Here is a 17,578-nt window from a genome sequence, read left to right on the forward strand (position 1 = left end):
TAAATCAATATAATATCATATCAATAAATAATGCAATGTGTAGTGGGCGTGGTGGAATTGGTAGACACGTCAGACTTAGGATCTGATGCCTATTTGGTGTAAGGGTTCGAATCCCTTCGCCCGCACTATTTATTTATGTATGATATTTCTTTTTTTATATCCTATGTAAATTTGTCTAGGTCTTCCTATGGGATCTCTATTCAATTTTATTTCTTTCCAATGAGCCATCCATCCTGGTAATCTTCCTAAAGAAAACATTACTGTAAACATATCTTTTGGAATTCCTATAGCTTGATATATAATTCCTGAATAAAAATCAATATTAGGATAAAGTTTTTTTTCAACAAAATAAGGATCTTGAAGAGCTTTTTCTTCAAGATTTTTTGCAAGTTCTAAAATTGGATCAACAATTCTTAATTCTTGAATAAGATTTTCCGCTATTTTTTTAGCTATCTTCGCTCTTGGATCAAAATTTTTATAAATTCTATGTCCAAATCCCATTAATCTAAATGGATCTTTCTTATTTTTTGCTTTTTCTATCCATTTTTTTATATTTCCTCCACTTATAACAATGTTTTCTAACATTTCAATTACAGCTTGATTAGCTCCTCCATGTAATTTACCCCAAAGAGCACTAATTCCTGCAGATATAGATGAAAATAATCCTGAATGAGCTGATCCCAATAAACGTACAGTAGTTGTTGAACAATTTTGCTCATGATCAGCATGCAATATTAATAATTTATCTAAAGTATCCGTAATAATAGGATTGTGTTGATAAGATTTATTAGATTTAGAAAAAAACATTTTTAATAAATTGGAAGTATAATCCATATTCTTATCTGCATAAGAAGGAGGAAGTCCAACTTTTTTTCTATAAATTAAAGATGCTAATATTGGTAATTTAGCTAAAAGATGAAGATACATATCTTCATCTTTTTCTTGTATAAAGTTTGTAAAAGAAGTCAAAACATAAGTTAAAAAAGATAATACACCCATTGGGTGATAATTATCAGGAACTTTATCAAGTATTTGATAAATTTCTTTATTAATATGATTGAATTTTTTTATTTTTTCAGAAAAACATTTTAATTGTGCAGTATTAGGAAGTTCTCCATTTAAAATTAAATAACTTGTTTCTATAAATGAACATTTATTAATAATTTGTTCAATAGGATAGCCTCTATATAAAAGTTCTCCTTTTTCTCCATCTATAAAACTTATAGAACTCTTAGCAATTCCTGTATTTTTTAATCCTGGATCAAATGTCATAATACCTGTATTTTCTCTTAATTGAGAAATATTAATTGCTTTTTCATAAAAAGTTCCATAGACAACAGGAAACTTATAATGACATCCATTGATATCTAAAAAAACAACACTGCACATATAAAATAAAATTTAAAATATACAATATAATATAAAAATAAAATGTAATTATTTTTATTTTATAAAATCATATTTTCAAATGAAATTAATGTATGAAACCCCTTATTATAAAAATAATTTCTCATTCCTTTTCTATAACTTATCAAAACAAAATCACCCCCCCAAGCTCCTAAACTTTTAACTAATCCTAAATAATCTGTAAAATATATTTCTTTAATAGTAGGAATATTCAATATTTTGGATATAATCATCTCATGATTTAATAATAATTTTTCAAATTCTTCTAATGTTTTACAAAAAGGAATTTTTTTTGTAATAGAAGATATAGATTCAATATTTTGAAGAGATATATTTTTTTTAGAAAGAAAAAATTGTATTCCATCACAAGTATTTTGTTTTTTATTGAGATACAGAAAAAAGAGTTTATCTTTAAATGGAGGATTAAAATTTATAGGAATAATATAAGGTTTTTTTTTATATAATTTATAAATTATTGGTTTTGAATTTGAAACACAAGCTATATCATAACCACTTCCTGGAAAATTATTTCCTAATAACATATAGGGACTTATTTTAGCCCATTTTGCTATATTATAAATTAAAGTAGAACTACTTCCTAATCCCCAATTTATCGGAAATTCTAATTTTGTTTTTACATACATTCCTAATGTATTAGAAAGAAAATTTTTTTGAATTTTTTTAGATTTTAATAATAAATCTCTTAATTTTTTAGCTATTTTTTTTTCTGTATCATAATAAATTTCTAAAGAAGGAAGTTTAAAAATTACTTTAAACCAAGGATTATTTATTTCATCATAACTTATCCAATATAAATAAGAAGAAAAATTATTTTTTAATATAGTTAATGATTGTCCTTTGATTGTAGGTAAAGCTAATCCATAAGCACCATATAATATAAAATATTCTCCTGTTAATAACAATTTTCCATGACTATAAAAAAAATTTTTATGTTTATACATGATAACATTTATATTTTTTTGAAAAATTGATTAAAATTTTTTTCATTAATCCTTGTAAAATATTTCCTGGACCTATTTCTGTAAATGAAATAGCACCATTATTAATCATATTTTCTATAGATTGTTTCCATTTTACAGGATGAGTCAATTGTTCTATAAGATTTTTTTTTATATATTCAGATTTTGTGAAGGATTTAGCGGAAAAATTTTGATAAATTGGACATATAGAATCTTTAAAAGAAATTTGATTTATAAATTCTTTTAATTTTTTTTTAGCTGGTTCCATGATCGGAGAATGAAATGCTCCATGAACAGGAAGAAAAAATATTTTTTTTGCTCCTATTTTTTTTAAAGAAATACACACTCTTTTAAGAGCTTTAATTTCTCCAGAAATAACTAACTGTTCAGGTGCATTATAATTAGATGGAACAATAATTCCATTATCATTTTTACAAATTTCTTCTATAATATCATCTTTTAAACCAAATATTACAGCCATTCCTCCATGAATTAATTCACAAATATTTTGCATAATTGATGCTCTTTGATTAACTAATATTAAACCATTTTCAAAAGAAAAAACATCAATTGCAGCTAAAGCAGAAAATTCTCCAAGAGAATGTCCAGCTACCATATCAGGGGTAAAATCATTTAAAATTTTTGCTTTTATAACTGAATATATATAAATTGCAAGTTGTGTGTATTTTGTTTTTTTTAAAGTATTTATAGGACCTTCAAACATTATGGATGTCATTTTAAATTCTAAAACATCATCAGCTAATTGAAATAATTTTTTAGCAAAATGAGAATTTTTATATAAATTTTTTCCCATTCCTATAAATTGAGATCCTTGTCCAGGAAATAGATAAGCTTTCATAATAAATAATAAAAATTTTTTTTTAAAATTAATAAATTCATTATATGAAAATTACAGATACCCATGCTCATTTGTATATGAAAGAATTTAATAAAGATATTGATTTTGTAATAAAAAAAGCTATTACTCAAGGAGTAAATAGATTTTTTCTTCCTTCCATAGATACTTCTAATATTTCAGATATATTAAAATTAGAAAAAAAGTATCCTAATATATGTTATTCTATGATTGGACTACACCCTAATAGGGTTTTTCCAAATAATTTAGAAAAAGAATTAAAAATTATTGAAAAATGGTTAAATAAACATTCTTTTATTTCAATAGGAGAAATTGGAATAGATCTTTATTTAAAAAATAAATTTCTTTCAGAACAAGAATACGCTTTTCAAACTCAAATAAAATGGGCAAAAGAAAAAAAACTACCCATAGTTATACACTGTAGAAATGCTTTTCATTATATTTTTAATATTTTATCAAATGAGAAAAATTATCCTCTTAGAGGAGTTTTTCATTGTTTTTCTGGAACTTTAGAAGAAGCAAAAAAAATTATTGATTTAGGAATTAAAATAGGAATTGGAGGAATAATTACTTTTAAAAATAATCATATTAGTCAATTTTTGCATAAAATAAATTTAAATCATATAATATTAGAAACAGATTGTCCTTATCTTTCTCCACATCCTTTTAGAGGAAAAAGAAATGAACCACAAAATTTAAGAATAATTTTAAAAAAACTGTCTCAAATTTATTCTCTTTCAGAAGAAAAAATATCCGATATCATTCATATGAATGTAGAAAAATTATTTTTTTCATATTGATAATTATAATATAATATAAATATATACTTATATCATTTTTGATGGATTAACTAATTTTTCAAATTGATCTTCAGTTAAATATCCTAATCTAATTGCTTCTTCTTTTAAAGTTTTATTATTTTTATAAGCAGATTTTGCAATCTCTGCTGATTTTTCATATCCAATATGAGTATTAAGTACTGTTACTAACATTAAAGATTTATCTAAAAATTCTTTAATTCTTTTATAATTTGGTTGTATTCCTTTTATACAAAAAGAATCAAAAGATGTACAAGCATCTGAAAGAAGTTGAGATGATTGTAAAAAATTATACACTATTAATGGTTTAGTTACATTTAATTCGTAATTTCCTGAAGATCCTGCTATAGAAATAGACATATCATTTCCTATAACTTGTATACAAACCATAATAATAGCTTCACATTGAGTAGGATTTATTTTTCCAGGCATAATAGAAGATCCTGGTTCATTTTCAGGAATAAAAATTTCTCCAATTCCTGAACGTGGACCAGAAGCTAAAAAACGAATATCATTTGATATTTTTATTAAAGAAACAGCTATTTCTTTTAAAGCACCATGAGCTTCTACCATAGCATTATGAGATGATAAGGCAGCAAATTTATTTTTTGCAATTTTAAAAGGATAACCTGTATATTGACATATATATTCGGTTACTTTTGTATCATACCCTTTAGGAGAATTTAATCCTGTTCCCACAGTAGTTCCTCCTATAGCTAATTCAGAAAGATTATCTAAAGTTTTTTGAATAGAGGATAATCCATGATTTATTTGAGAAACATAACCAGAAAATTCTTGTCCTAAAGTAATTGGAGTAGCATCCATTAAATGAGTTCTACCTATTTTAATAATATTTTTAAATGATTTTGATTTTTCTTCCAAAGTTTCTTTTAATTTTTTAATAGAAGGAATAGTTTTTTCTATTAATTTTTTATAAGAAGCAATGTGCATTGCTGTCGGAAAAGTATCATTAGATGATTGAGACATATTTACATCATCATTTGGGTGTATAAAAGATTTTTTTGTTCCAAGAATTTCTCCCATTAAAACATGTGCTCTATTAGAAATTACTTCATTAATATTCATATTAGTATGAGTTCCAGATCCTGTTTGCCATATAACTAAAGGAAATTGATTATTTAATTTTCCTTCTATAATTTCATCACAAACTAAAGAAATAATATCTCTTTTTTTTTTAGATAAAAGACCAAATTCAAAATTTGCATGAGCCGCTGCTTTTTTTAAAATAGCAAATGAATGAATAATTTCTATAGGCATAGAAGATTCTTTTCCTATTTTAAAATTTTTTCTAGATCTTTCTGTTTGTGCACCCCAATATTTATCTACAGGAACTTTTACTACACCTAAAATATCTTTTTCTGTTCTATAAATCATTATACTATTTTTATTTTACGAAATTATAGAAAAAAATTTTATTATATTACAAAGTATTATGATAATTAAATTTATAGGATTTTTACTATTTTTAATAATAACTATATCTGGTTTTTGGTGTATTTTGTTTCTATCTTTTTTTAGTATTTATTGGATTATTTTAAGTTTATTTATTAATTTTTTTATAAATTTTAAAATTAATTTAAAACGTAAAAAAGAAAAAATATAAAATGTTTAAAAAACAATATTTTTGGATTAGTTTTTTTTTCTTGATATGGATGTCTTTTTTTGACTCTAATTCTTTTATACTTCATTATAAATTTAAAAAAAATATTAAAAAAATGACATTGGATAGAGATTTTTTAAAAAAAAAATCTTTTTAGAAGAAAATCATTTAAAAAAATTGAATACAGATTCTAAATATTTAGAAAAATTAGCAAGAGAAAAATTTTATATGAAAAAAAAAGATGAAGACTTATTTGTAATATTTTCTGAAAAAAAATATTATTAACGATTAACGTCCCATATAAATAAGTAAAATACTTAAATCAGAAGGAGAAACACCACTAATTCTTGATGCTTGCGCTAATGATATTGGACGATAATAATCCAATTTTTCTCGTGCTTCTAAAGAAATAGATTTAATTTTTTTATAATCAAAATTATTTGGAATTTTTAAGTTTTCCAATCTTAATAGTTTTTTTGCATTTTCTTTTTCTCTATTTATATATCCTTTATATTTTATTTGAATAGAAACTTGTTCCAATATTTCTTGATTAAAATTATTTTTTTTAATTTTTTCCATTATAATAGGAATAGATATAATATCTTTTATATCAATTTCAGAACGAGATAAAATAGTTTCTATTTTTTTATGAATATCTATTCTAGGAGATTTTTTTTGATCTAAAATAGGATTTATAACTTTTGGGGAAAAACTTATATTATGAAATAAATACATACATCTTTGAATTTTAGATTTTTTTATATCTAATATTCTCATTTTTTCTTCTGATATTAATCCAATATTATATCCTAGAGGAGTTAATCTAACATCTGCATTATCTTGACGTAATAACATTCTATATTCAGCTCTTGAAGTAAACATCCTATAAGGCTCTTTTGTTCCTTTTGTAATTAAATCATCTATTAAAACACCAATATAAGCTTGATTTCTTTTTAGAATAAACGGTTCTTTTTGAAAAATTTTTAAAGAAGCATTTATTCCTGCTATTAATCCTTGAGACGCTGCTTCTTCATATCCCGTCGTTCCATTAATTTGTCCAGCAAAAAAAAGATTTTCTATAACTTTACTTTCTAAAGTAGGTTTTAATTGTTCAGGAGGGAAATAATCATATTCAACTGAATATCCAGGTCTTAATATTTTTACTTTTTCAAATCCAGAAATTTTTTTTAATGATTGATATTGTATTTTTTCTGGAAAAGAAGTGGAAAATCCATTAATATATACTTCTACAGTATTCCATCCTTCAGGTTCTACAAAAATAGGATGTTCTTCTTTATTGGGAAATCTATAAATTTTTTCTTCTATAGAAGGACAATATCTAGGACTTACTCCTTTAATATCTCCTGAAAAAATTGGAGAATAATCGAAATTATTACGTATAACATTATGTACTTTTTGATTTGTATAAGTTATATAACATCTTCGTTGTTTTGTTAATTTTTTTGTTTTATAAAAAAAAGAAAATTTTTGAGTATAAATATCTCCATATTGAGATTTCATTTTATCGTAATTTAATGAACGTCCGTCAACTCTTGGAGATGTTCCCGTTTTCATTCTACCATATTTTAATCCAAATTGTTTAGTTAATTGTTCTGTAATTCCATGAACATCTTTTTCTTCTATTCTTCCACCATTCATTTTTTTTTCTCCAATATGTATTTTTCCATTTAAAAAAGTACCATTTGTAAGTATAACTAATTTTCCTTTAATTTTTAATCCTAAAAAAGTTTTTACTCCTTTTATTTTATTTTTTTTTATAATTAAAGATGTTACGGTATCTTGATATAAATCTAATTTATTATTTTTTTCTATAAAAAATCTCCAATAATAAGAAAATAATTTTCTATCACATTGAGCTCTAGGACTCCACATTGCAGGTCCTTTAGATTTATTAAGCATTCTAAATTGAATCATGCTATGATCAGAAATAATTCCAGAATAACCTCCTAAAGCATCTATTTCCCGAACCATCTGTCCTTTTGCTATGCCTCCTATAGATGGATTACATGACATTTGACCTATAGTTTGTAAATTAGTAGTAATAAGTAAAGTTTTAGCTCCTATATTAGAAGATGCTAAAGAAGCTTCTATTCCAGCATGACCTCCACCAACTACTATAATATCATATATATCTAAAAACATGATTCAATTTTCAAAATTGAAATAAATTTAAATAAAACTCTTCTTTTTTTTTCATTATTTTTTTATCAATTTTTTTTTTATCATCATATCCTAAAAGATGTAATATAGCATGGATGATAACACGTTTTAATTCAATTGTAAAAAACTGATTCCATTTTTTAGAATTATCAAAAACACGATCTATACTAATAAATATATCTCCAGATATACACTTGTTTATAGAATAATTAAATGAAAGTACATCTGTATAAAAATTTTTTTTTAAATATTTTTTATTCATATTTAAAAGGTAATTATCATTACAAAAAATATAATTAATATTTCCAATATACATTCCTTCATTATTTAATAAAATACATATTTCTTGAATCAATAAAGATTCATCTTGAATATAAAAATCAGAAATTTCATAAAATAATTTAATCATTAATTTCTTATTTTAAATAATATAATTTTTGCATATTTTGATAAAAATAAAAAAAATCATTCCAAATATTTTTAGTTTATTAAATCTTTTTTGTGGATGTATATCTATAATTTTTTTACAATCAAAAAATTTTGAATATTCTTTTATATCTACATTATTTTCAATAATGTTTGATTTTTTAGATGGGTTTATCTCTAGATTTATAAATAACGAAAATAAATTTGGAAAAGAATTAGATTCTCTTTCTGATATGGTTTCTTTTGGTGTTGTTCCATCTATAATAGTTTTTATTTTATTGAAAACAATGAAAAAAAAAATACCACTTATTGAATGGAGTTCTTTTTTTATTTCCATTTTTTCAGCATATCGTTTAGCAAAATTCAATATTAATTCTTCTAATTCTAGATATAGAGGATTGACTACACCTGTAAATACTTTATTTTTTTCTTCTTTATCTATTATTATAAAAAATCATTATATAATTCCTGTTTTTATTATAAATATCATTATGTCTCCTATTATAATTATTTTTTTGATATTTTGTTCTTGTTATTTTTTAGTATCAAAAATACCAATGATTTCATTTACTTTTAAAGGAATTTATTGGAAAAAAAATAAAATACGTTATGTTTTCTTATTGATTAGTACATTTCTTTTATTAACTTTACATATAGTTTCTTTACCATGCATTATTATTTTTTATATAACAATTTCTATTTATAAAAATAGGTTGAAAAATTAGTGACGAATACAAAATATTAATATGAATTTAAAACTTCATCGTCCCATTTGTTTCTTTGATATAGAAGCAACAGGAATAAATATAGGAAAAGATAGAATTATAGAAATATCTATATTAAAAATATTTCCTAATGGAAATCAAGAAGATAAAACTTGGCTTATTAATCCTGGAATACCTATTCCTCCACAATCAACTGCTATTCATGGAATTAAAGATAAAGACGTAATAGGAAAACTTAAATTTAAAGATGTTTCTTTATTGATTTTTAAAATGATTGAAAATACAGATTTGGCAGGATATAATTCTAATAGATTTGATATACCAATTTTAGCAGAAGAAATGCTTCGTGCTGGAATATCTTTCGATATTAAAAAACATAAAACTATAGACGTACAAGTTATTTTTCATAAAATGGAACCTAGAACACTTTCTGCCGCTTATAAATATTATTGCAATAAAAACCTTATGAAGGCTCATAGTTCTAAAGCAGATGCATTTGCTACGTATGAAATTTTACTTGCACAATTGGAAAAATATGAAAATTTAAAAAAAAATGTTAAAAGTTTAAATCAATTTTCTCATCAAAAAAATATAGCAGATCTTGCTGGATTTATTAAAATAGATGAAAATGGAAATGAAATATTTAATTTTGGTAAATATAAAGGAGAAAAAGTTTTTGAAATTTTTGAAAAAGATCCTAATTACTATGGATGGATACAAAATTCAGATTTTCCTTTATATACAAAAAAAATATTAACAGGAGTTAAATTAAGAAAATTTAATAAATCTTAAAAAAATTATGATTAATATTAAATTAAGTCTTCTATTTTTTTAGAAATAAAGTTAGTTAGATTTTTTCCATAAAGTAAATTTTTAGATAAAAGAGTTAAATTTAAAGCTTCTTGAATAATTTCTTTTCTTTTTTCTTCAGATGTTTCTTGTAATATTTTTTTCATTAAAATATGATTTGTATTTATTATCAATTGATAATATTTTGTTTTATTTTTTTCTTCTTTTTCTTCTAAAATTTCTTTTCCTATAGAATTCATTTCTTTCATCCTTCTTAAAAATTCAGGAACAATAATTAAAAAAGGATAATCTTTTTTAGATAAATTTTCTAATTTTATAGAAAATTTATAATCTTCCATTAAATAAGTATTAATGAAATTTTTTAAATCTTGTTTTTCTTTTTCAGATAGTTTTGAATCATATTTTTTTTCTTTATAAATTAATTTATCAATATGATCTGAATCTACTCGTACAAAAGTAATTTCTTTATCATAAAATTCTAATTTTTGTATAAAATGAACTGAAAGAGGACTATTTAAAATTAAAACTTCATAAGTTCTATCTTTTGCATCTTTAATATAATTATATTGTTTTTCTTTGTCCGAAGAATAAAGAAAAACAATATTTCCTTCTTTATTTTTTTGAATTTTTCTTATTTTTTCTTTTAATTCTTCTAAAGTGAAATAAATATTATTTACAGTAGTAAAAATGTAAAATTTTATAGCTTTTTCAAAAAAGTTTTGTACACTAATCATTCCATATTCTACTATAATTTTTATATCTTCCCATTTTTTTTGAAAATCTTCTCTGTTACTTTTAAACATTATATCTAATTTATCAGCAACTTTTCTTGTGATATATTTTGATATATTTTTTACAGATGTATCACTTTGTAAGTGAGAACGTGATACATTAAGAGGAATATCTGGAGAATCTATAACTCCTCTTAATAAACTAAGAAAATCTGGTACTATTCCCTCTAAATTATCCGTAATATATACTTGATTTTGATACAAATGAATTTTATCTTTTTGTATATCAATTCTTCTTTCTATTTTAGGAAAAAATAAAATACCTGTTAAATGAAAAGGATGATCTATATTTAGATGAACCCAAAATAAAGGATCATCCAATTGATTTGGATATAATTCATGATAAAAATCTAAATAATTTTTATCATTTAGTTGAGTTGTATTTTTTTTCCAAGCTGGATCAACATTATTAATAAGAATATCTTTCTCATTTTCATTATTTTTATCTTTAGATAATAAATAAATTTTTACAGGTAAAAATTTACAATATTTTTGTAAAATATTTAAAACACGATTATATTCTAAAAACTCCTTATTTTCTTCATTAATAAATAAAACTATTTCTGTACCTCTATCTCTTTTTTCAATTTCTTTCATAATAAAATTAGGAGATCCTTCGCAAGACCAAAATATAGATTCAGAATCTTTTTTATAAGATTGAGTAAATATCATAACTTTATTAGAAACCATAAAAGAAGAGTAAAAACCTAATCCAAAATGACCAATAATATGATTATCTTTTGTAGATGTATTATATTTTTTAATAAATTCTTCTGCTCCAGAAAAAGCTATCTGATTAATATATTTTTCTACTTCTTCTTTTGTCATTCCAATACCATTATCTATGATATGAACAGTTTTGTTTTTTTTATCTATTAAAACATTAACTTTTAAATCATCTTCTATAAAATCAAAATCATTGGTATTTTCATTTTTGAATTTTCCTATAGTTATTAATTTTACAATAGCATCTGTAGCATTAGAAACAAGCTCACGTAAAAAAACTTCTTGATCAGAATAAAGAAATCTTTTAATAATAGGGAAAATATTATCTGAAGTAACATTAATCTTATTCTTATTCATGAAACTGAATTATTGATTAATTAAATATAAAACAAAGATCATACCATAATTAATAAATAAAGACATCATGTCAGTTTTCATTTTTTTTAAAAAAATAATTTATAAATTTTTTTTCATCAAATTTTTTCAAATCTTGTATTTTTTCACCTGTACCTAAATATTGTATAGGTATTTTAAATTGATCCATAATTCCTATTATAACTCCTCCTTTAGCTGTTCCTTCTATTTTTGTTAATATAATAGAAGAAATTTTAACAAAAGAGGTAAATTTTTTTACCTGTTCAAAAGCATTTTGACCTGTAGTTGCATCTAAAACAAGTATCGTTTCATGAGGAGATTCAGGTATAATTTTTTTCATAACTCTACTTATTTTAGAAAGTTCTTCCATTAAACCAATACGATTTTGTAATCTACCTGCTGTATCGATTAATACTATATCTTTTTTTTTATATTTAGCAGATTGTAAAGTATCATACGCAACAGAGGCTGGGTCTGCATGCATATGTTGTTTTACTAAAGATACTTTAGCTTTATTTGCCCATATTTCAAGTTGATCAATAGCTGCTGCTCTAAATGTATCAGATGCACCTATCATTAAATTATAGCCCTTGTTTTTTAAATAAAAAGCTAATTTTCCAATTGTTGTTGTTTTTCCTACTCCATTTACTCCTACCATCATAATTACATATGGTTTTTTATAATTTTTTATTTTTTTTTCTAAACATTTATTTTTAACATTTAAAAAAATATTTTCTATATCTTTTTTAAGAAAATTATATAATTCTTCTGAATCTACGTATTTTTCTTTTTGAATTTTTTTTTCTAAATTATTAATAATTTTTATCGTAGTTTTTATTCCTATATCTGCAGATAATAATATATTTTCTATATGATCAATAATATTTTTTTCTATTTTTGATTTTTTAAAAAAAATATTTTTTATTTTAGAAAAAAAAGATTCTCTAGTTTTTTTCAATTCATGATCAAATGTTTTATCTGATTTATTTTTCTTTTTTAAGAACATTATGAATTATTACTTTTTTTAAAAAAAATTTTTACTTTATCATCAGAAATAATTTTATTTTCAAAAGTATAAAAACCAGATTTTTTAGATTTAACTATTTTTATAGCTAAAGTCATTTTTTTTGATATTTTTTTCTTATTTTCTTTTATTTTTTTAGACATATTTTATTTTATTTCTTTATGAATTGTATATTTTTTTAATATTGGGTTATATTTTTTTAATTCAATTCTATTTGGAGTATTTTTTTTATTTTTTGTTGTTATATATCTATAACATCCAGAAATTCCACTTTTTTTTTGTTCCATACATTCTAATATAACTTGTATTCTATTTCCTTTTTTCGCCATTTTACTTAATTTTTATATTTTTATAACGTTTTAATGCATTTTCAATTCCTATTTTATTAATAAGTTTAACTGCATAAGCACAAATTTTTAAAGTAATCCATTTTTTTTCTTTTATTAAAAAAAAACGTTTTTTACATAAATTAATATTAAACCAACGTTTTTTTTTATTATTTGCATGAGATACTTTATTTCCTATCATTGCTTTTTTTCCTGTTAATTCACAAATTTTTGACATATATAGTTTTTTTTTTATAAATTTCTTTTTACTAATTTAGTATAATAAAAATAAAGACACTTCATGTCAGGACATAGTAAGTGGGCAAATATACAACATAGAAAATCTAATAAAGATTTTATAAAATCTAAAAAATTTTCTAAAATTATTAAAGAAATAACAATAGCTGTTCAAAAATCAGGAATAAATAATTTTCGTTTAAAAAACGCAATTATAAATGCAAAATCAATTAATATTCCTAAAAAAACGATAGAAAAAGCTATAAAAAAAGCTTTACAAATCAAAAAAGACGGTAATAAAAATTTCAATTTAGAAGGATATATTCATGGAGTTAGTTTAATTATAGAATGTATAACAAATAATAATATTCGTACAATTTCTAATATTCGAACATTTTTTAATAAAAATGGAGGAAGATTATGTAATAATGGAGAATTAACTCATTTATTTCATAAAACAGGTTTTTTTTATATAAAAAAAAAAGATATCCATTATTCCATGGAGGAATTTGAATTGATGATAATAGATTTTGGAGCTAAAGATTTTATTATAAAAAATGAAAATATAGATATGGTTTATGTATACACAGATTTTGAATTATTTGGATATATGAAAAATAATTTAGAAAAATTAAAAATATTATATGAAGGAAAAATAATACGTACTCCTAAAAAAATGATTAAATGGATTTCGAAAGAAAATAAAGAAAAAATTTTTAATTTTATTAAAATTCTTAAAAAATATGATGATGTAGAAAAAATTTATTCAAATTTAAAAAAGTAGGATGACCTATTGCATTATATATCATGAATAATTATTCATTAATAATAATAATGAGGAAAGTCCGGACACCATAGAGCAACATAATGGGTAATACCCATCCATCGTGAGATGAGGAATAGTGCAACAGAAAGAAAGTACAGAATTACTATTGCTGTAGTGGAATCATGTAAACTCTATGTGGTGAAATGCCATATATACCGGAAAACTAGCTCGGTTGATACCGGGGGGTGGGCAGATAGAGATTTTGGGTAACCTAAATTCTAGATAAATGATAGGTATAATATAATTTTAAAATAAAATATTAATACAGAATCCGGCTTATAGTCCTACTTATTTTTTTTGGAGAGATGGCCGAGAGGATTAAGGCGCACGTCTGGAAAGCGTGTTCACAAAAAAAGTGTCAAGGGTTCGAATCCCTTTCTCTCCGTTTCAATAATTTTCTATATCTTTTAATTTTTTTTCAATTAAATTAGTTCTAACACCTAATAATTTATCTAAATCCTTTGAAGCTCCTTGCAATTTATCCTGAGCTTGATGAAGTAAAAATCCAAATTTTGTAAATTCTTGTTTAACCATTTCTAAAATTTTCCATACTTCAGAACTTCTTTTTTGAATAGCTAAAGTTCTAAAACCTATTTGTAAACTATTTAATACAGCGGCTAATGTCGATGGACCTGTTATTACAATTTTATATTTTCTTAATAGCTCTTCTAGTAAACTAGAATTTTTTACTATTTCAGCATATATTCCTTCAAAAGGAAGGAATATAATGGCAAAATCAGTAGTATGTGGAGGATCTATATATTTATCTTTAATATCTTTTGACATTTTTTTAAGTACAGATTCCATATTTTTTATAGCTATTTCTATATTTTTTTCACCACCTATACGATAAGCTTCTTGTACTTTTTCATAAGTTTCTTTTGGAAATTTTACATCAATAGGTAACCATATAATATTTCCATCACCAAGTCCTGGAAGTTTTATTGCAAATTCTACTACAAAATTTGTACTAGATTTCGTAATAACATTAGATTCATATTGTTCTGGAGATAAAATTTGCTGTAAAAGCATTGAAAGCTGCATTTCACTAAAACTACCACATATTTTTACATGATTCAAAGTTCTTTTTAAAGAAGTTACGTCTTTTGCCAAAATTTTCATTTCACCTAATCCTTCTTGTAAAAACAATAATTGATTACCGATTATTTCAAATGATTTTCCTAAATGAATTTTTAAAGTAGATTGAAGTTTTTCATTAACAATTTCTTTTATTTCTTCAAATTTTTTTTCTATAATTTTAATCAATTTCTCTTGTACATTAGAAACATAATCTAATTTTTGATATTGATTATCAATATAAAATTGAATTTTTTTATCTAAAAAATCTTGAGAATCTCTTATATATTGTGATAATACATTTTTTGTTTCTATGAAAGAATTATCAATCTCTTTTTTATTAAATTGAAATAATTTTTGAAATTCATCTTTTTGATCTTTAAATTCTTTTCTAAAAAAAAATTCTAATTTTATAAAAGAATATAAAAATATGAAAAAAATAAAACAACAAAAAAAAAATAAAATAAAAAAATAATACATGAAAATTATTTGATCAAAAAAAAGAATAATAGCGGGAATAGGACTCGAACCTATGACCTTCGGGTTATGAGCCCGACGAGCTACCAACTGCTCCACCCCGCGACTAATAATATAATATTTTTCATATAAAAAATCAAATATTAATCAATATAAATTTTTATATTTTATAAATTTATCCATTCATAGATATTAAAAATTCTTCATTATTTTGAGTTCTAGACATTCTAGATCTTAAAAATTCCATAGCCTCCACTGAATTCATATCAGAAAGATGCTTTCGTAAAATCCACATTCTTTGCAATGTATTTTGATCTAATAAAAGATCATCTTTTCTTGTACTGGAAGAAACTAAATCAATAGCCGGATAAATTCTCTTATTAGCTATTTTTCTATCTAATTGAAGTTCTTTATTTCCTGTTCCTTTAAATTCTTCAAAAATAACTTCATCCATTTTTGAACCTGTATCGATCATAGCTGTAGCAATAATAGACAAAGAACCTCCATTTTCTATATTTCTTGCTGCTCCAAAAAATCTTTTTGGTCTATGTAAAGCATTTGCATCTACACCACCTGATAATACTTTTCCAGATGCAGGAGCTACAGTATTATATGCACGTGCTAAACGTGTAATAGAATCTAATAATATGACTACATCATGAGAACATTCAACCATTCTTTTTGCTTTTTGTAAAACAATATTAGCTACTTTCACATGTCTATCTGCTGGTTCATCAAAAGTTGATGCGATAACTTCTCCTTTTACATTTCTTTGCATATCTGTAACTTCTTCTGGCCGTTCATCAATTAATAAGATAATTAAATAAACTTCAGGATGATTAGCTGCAATAGCATTAGCTATTTCTTTTAATAAAGTAGTTTTTCCTGTTTTTGGAGGAGCAACAATCATTCCTCTTTGTCCTTTTCCTATAGGAGTAAAAAGATCTACTATTCTTGTAGAAAGAGTTGCATTTTTTTCAGCTAATTTAAATTTTTCATTAGGAAATAATGGAGTTAAATGTTCAAAAGGATCCCTTTCTCTTATAAAAGAAGGTGGTCTCCCATTTATTTCAAGGATTTTAATTAATGGAAAATATTTTTCTCCATTTTTAGGTGGTCGAACTTCTCCTCTTATTGTATCTCCTGTTTTCATTCCAAAAAGTCTAATTTGAGATTGAGAAACATAAATATCATCAGGAGATGATAAATAATTAAAATCAGAAGATCTTAGAAAACCATAATTTTCTGGCATAATTTCTAATACTCCTTCACTAATTATAATCCCCTCAAATTCGTATTCAGGAGTACGATATTTATTCGAAGAAATTTTTGTTGATACTTCTTCTGTACCATGATGATGAGATGATATATGAGATTCAGATTTATCATTTTTTTTCCAATGTGTAAAATTTTGATGTTTTTTTTGATATTTTATATTTTCTGATAAATTTGAATTAGAAACTTTTAAATTTTCTTGAAAAACTAATTTTTTTTTTCCATTATTTCTATTTTTATTTATATTTTTTTTTTCCGAAAATAAATTTTTTGATTCTAATTTTTTTCGAACTTTAAATTCTTTCTTTAAATTTAAAGAAGAATGTGTAGAAGTTTTTTTATTATTAAAAATGGAGATAATTTTCTCTAGGAGTTCATTTTTTCGTAATTGTGTACATTTTTTTAATCCTGAAGAGCGAGCAATCTCCTGTAATTCAAAAAGTTTTTTACTTTTTAATTCAGTAATGTCAAACATAAAGTAATTGGGTTATATTTTATATAAAATATTTGGAAAATAATATACTTTATACTTTTTAAGTATTATTATAAACGATAAATACAATTATACAAAAAATTAATTTGAACTTAAAAAATAATAA

Annotated in this window: 17 protein-coding genes, 3 tRNA genes and 1 other RNA gene; 7 read left to right on the forward strand and 14 right to left on the reverse strand. The window is 23.0% G+C overall.

The annotated features are described in order from the left end of the window. Positions 1-42: 42 nt before the first annotated feature. Positions 43-125: transfer RNA gene (locus H0H41_RS00480), tRNA-Leu, on the forward strand. Between the two features lie 4 nt (positions 126-129). On the opposite strand, the gene H0H41_RS00485 is transcribed toward H0H41_RS00480, so the two are convergent. From H0H41_RS00485 to fabD, 3 genes are read right to left on the reverse strand one after another with little or no spacing between them, the layout of a single operon-like run. Then, positions 130-1,389 (reverse strand): citrate synthase, encoded by a 1,260-nt coding sequence (locus tag H0H41_RS00485; RefSeq protein ID WP_185872302.1) that lies wholly within the window; start codon positions 1,387-1,389, stop codon positions 130-132. Between the two features lie 59 nt (positions 1,390-1,448). Then, positions 1,449-2,369, reverse strand: a complete 921-nt coding sequence (locus H0H41_RS00490; RefSeq protein ID WP_185872303.1) for a GYDIA family GHMP kinase — start codon at positions 2,367-2,369, stop codon at positions 1,449-1,451. Further along, a complete protein-coding gene (fabD, locus tag H0H41_RS00495) occupies positions 2,362-3,246 on the reverse strand; it encodes an ACP S-malonyltransferase (protein WP_185872304.1) in 885 nt (294 codons plus the stop codon). The genes H0H41_RS00490 and fabD overlap by 8 nt, the downstream gene beginning before the upstream one ends. 44 nt (positions 3,247-3,290) lie before the next feature. Here fabD and H0H41_RS00500 point away from each other — a divergent pair, with 44 nt between their 5' ends. After that, positions 3,291-4,064 carry a TatD family hydrolase gene (locus H0H41_RS00500; RefSeq protein WP_185872305.1) on the forward strand — a complete coding sequence of 258 codons (774 nt, stop codon included), beginning with the start codon at positions 3,291-3,293 and terminating at the stop codon, positions 4,062-4,064. Positions 4,065-4,091: 27 nt separating this feature from the next. Here the strand turns inward: H0H41_RS00500 and fumC are convergent, their stop codons facing one another. From fumC to ybeY, 3 genes are all read right to left on the reverse strand, one after another. Then, positions 4,092-5,477, reverse strand: coding sequence for a class II fumarate hydratase (gene fumC / locus H0H41_RS00505; RefSeq protein ID WP_185872306.1), 1,386 nt, complete (start codon positions 5,475-5,477; stop codon positions 4,092-4,094). Positions 5,478-5,991: 514 nt separating this feature from the next. Further along, the gene (mnmG, locus tag H0H41_RS00515) at positions 5,992-7,866 is read right to left on the reverse strand and encodes a tRNA uridine-5-carboxymethylaminomethyl(34) synthesis enzyme MnmG (RefSeq protein WP_185872307.1); all 1,875 of its coding nucleotides are present in this window, start codon (positions 7,864-7,866) and stop codon (positions 5,992-5,994) included. Between the two features lie 10 nt (positions 7,867-7,876). Continuing rightward, the gene (gene ybeY, locus H0H41_RS00520) at positions 7,877-8,293 is read right to left on the reverse strand and encodes an rRNA maturation RNase YbeY (RefSeq protein ID WP_185872308.1); all 417 of its coding nucleotides are present in this window, start codon (positions 8,291-8,293) and stop codon (positions 7,877-7,879) included. Between the two features lie 37 nt (positions 8,294-8,330). On the opposite strand from ybeY, the gene H0H41_RS00525 reads away from it, so the two are divergent. Further along, positions 8,331-9,035, forward strand: coding sequence for a CDP-alcohol phosphatidyltransferase family protein (locus H0H41_RS00525; protein WP_185872309.1), 705 nt, complete (start codon positions 8,331-8,333; stop codon positions 9,033-9,035). Positions 9,036-9,056: 21 nt separating this feature from the next. After that, a complete protein-coding gene (locus tag H0H41_RS00530; protein WP_185872310.1) occupies positions 9,057-9,827 on the forward strand; it encodes a 3'-5' exonuclease in 771 nt (256 codons plus the stop codon). Positions 9,828-9,844: 17 nt separating this feature from the next. Here H0H41_RS00530 and htpG read toward each other — a convergent pair whose 3' ends face one another. The 5 genes from htpG to rpmB all read right to left on the reverse strand — a co-directional run bounded on the left by htpG (position 9,845) and on the right by rpmB (position 13,325). Further along, complete coding sequence (htpG, locus tag H0H41_RS00535) at positions 9,845-11,719, reverse strand: molecular chaperone HtpG (RefSeq protein WP_185872311.1); 1,875 nt, start codon at positions 11,717-11,719, stop codon at positions 9,845-9,847. A 70-nt stretch (positions 11,720-11,789) separates the two neighbouring features. Next, positions 11,790-12,746, reverse strand: coding sequence for a signal recognition particle-docking protein FtsY (ftsY, locus tag H0H41_RS00540; RefSeq protein WP_394798448.1), 957 nt, complete (start codon positions 12,744-12,746; stop codon positions 11,790-11,792). Further along, complete coding sequence (locus H0H41_RS00545; RefSeq protein WP_185872313.1) at positions 12,743-12,904, reverse strand: DUF4295 family protein; 162 nt, start codon at positions 12,902-12,904, stop codon at positions 12,743-12,745. Before H0H41_RS00545 ends, ftsY begins: the two co-directional genes overlap by 4 nt. 3 nt (positions 12,905-12,907) lie before the next feature. Continuing rightward, positions 12,908-13,090, reverse strand: coding sequence for a 50S ribosomal protein L33 (gene rpmG / locus H0H41_RS00550; protein WP_185872314.1), 183 nt, complete (start codon positions 13,088-13,090; stop codon positions 12,908-12,910). Position 13,091: 1 nt separating this feature from the next. After that, positions 13,092-13,325, reverse strand: a complete 234-nt coding sequence (gene rpmB / locus H0H41_RS00555) for a 50S ribosomal protein L28 (protein ID WP_185872315.1) — start codon at positions 13,323-13,325, stop codon at positions 13,092-13,094. 63 nt (positions 13,326-13,388) lie between these two features. Here rpmB and H0H41_RS00560 point away from each other — a divergent pair, with 63 nt between their 5' ends. The 3 genes from H0H41_RS00560 (at position 13,389) to H0H41_RS00570 (ending at position 14,535) form a co-directional block, all read left to right on the forward strand. Then, positions 13,389-14,108 (forward strand): YebC/PmpR family DNA-binding transcriptional regulator, encoded by a 720-nt coding sequence (locus H0H41_RS00560; RefSeq protein WP_185872316.1) that lies wholly within the window; start codon positions 13,389-13,391, stop codon positions 14,106-14,108. Then, positions 14,102-14,445, forward strand: an RNA gene (gene rnpB / locus H0H41_RS00565) — RNase P RNA component class A. The genes H0H41_RS00560 and rnpB overlap by 7 nt, the downstream gene beginning before the upstream one ends. 4 nt (positions 14,446-14,449) lie before the next feature. Beyond that, positions 14,450-14,535 (forward strand) — tRNA-Ser (locus H0H41_RS00570). Positions 14,536-14,537: 2 nt separating this feature from the next. Here the strand turns inward: H0H41_RS00570 and H0H41_RS00575 are convergent. The 3 genes from H0H41_RS00575 to rho all read right to left on the reverse strand — a co-directional run bounded on the left by H0H41_RS00575 (position 14,538) and on the right by rho (position 17,454). Continuing rightward, positions 14,538-15,707: a DNA recombination protein RmuC gene (locus tag H0H41_RS00575; RefSeq protein WP_185872317.1), complete on the reverse strand. Its 1,170-nt coding sequence runs from the start codon at positions 15,705-15,707 to the stop codon at positions 14,538-14,540. 29 nt (positions 15,708-15,736) lie between these two features. Continuing rightward, a tRNA-Met gene (locus H0H41_RS00580) sits at positions 15,737-15,809 on the reverse strand. Positions 15,810-15,879: 70 nt separating this feature from the next. Beyond that, the gene (gene rho / locus H0H41_RS00585; protein WP_185872318.1) at positions 15,880-17,454 is read right to left on the reverse strand and encodes a transcription termination factor Rho; all 1,575 of its coding nucleotides are present in this window, start codon (positions 17,452-17,454) and stop codon (positions 15,880-15,882) included. Positions 17,455-17,578: the final 124 nt, after the last annotated feature.

The organism is Blattabacterium cuenoti, assembly GCF_014252255.1.
In the GTDB taxonomy this organism is placed as follows: domain Bacteria; phylum Bacteroidota; class Bacteroidia; order Flavobacteriales; family Blattabacteriaceae; genus Blattabacterium; species Blattabacterium cuenoti_J.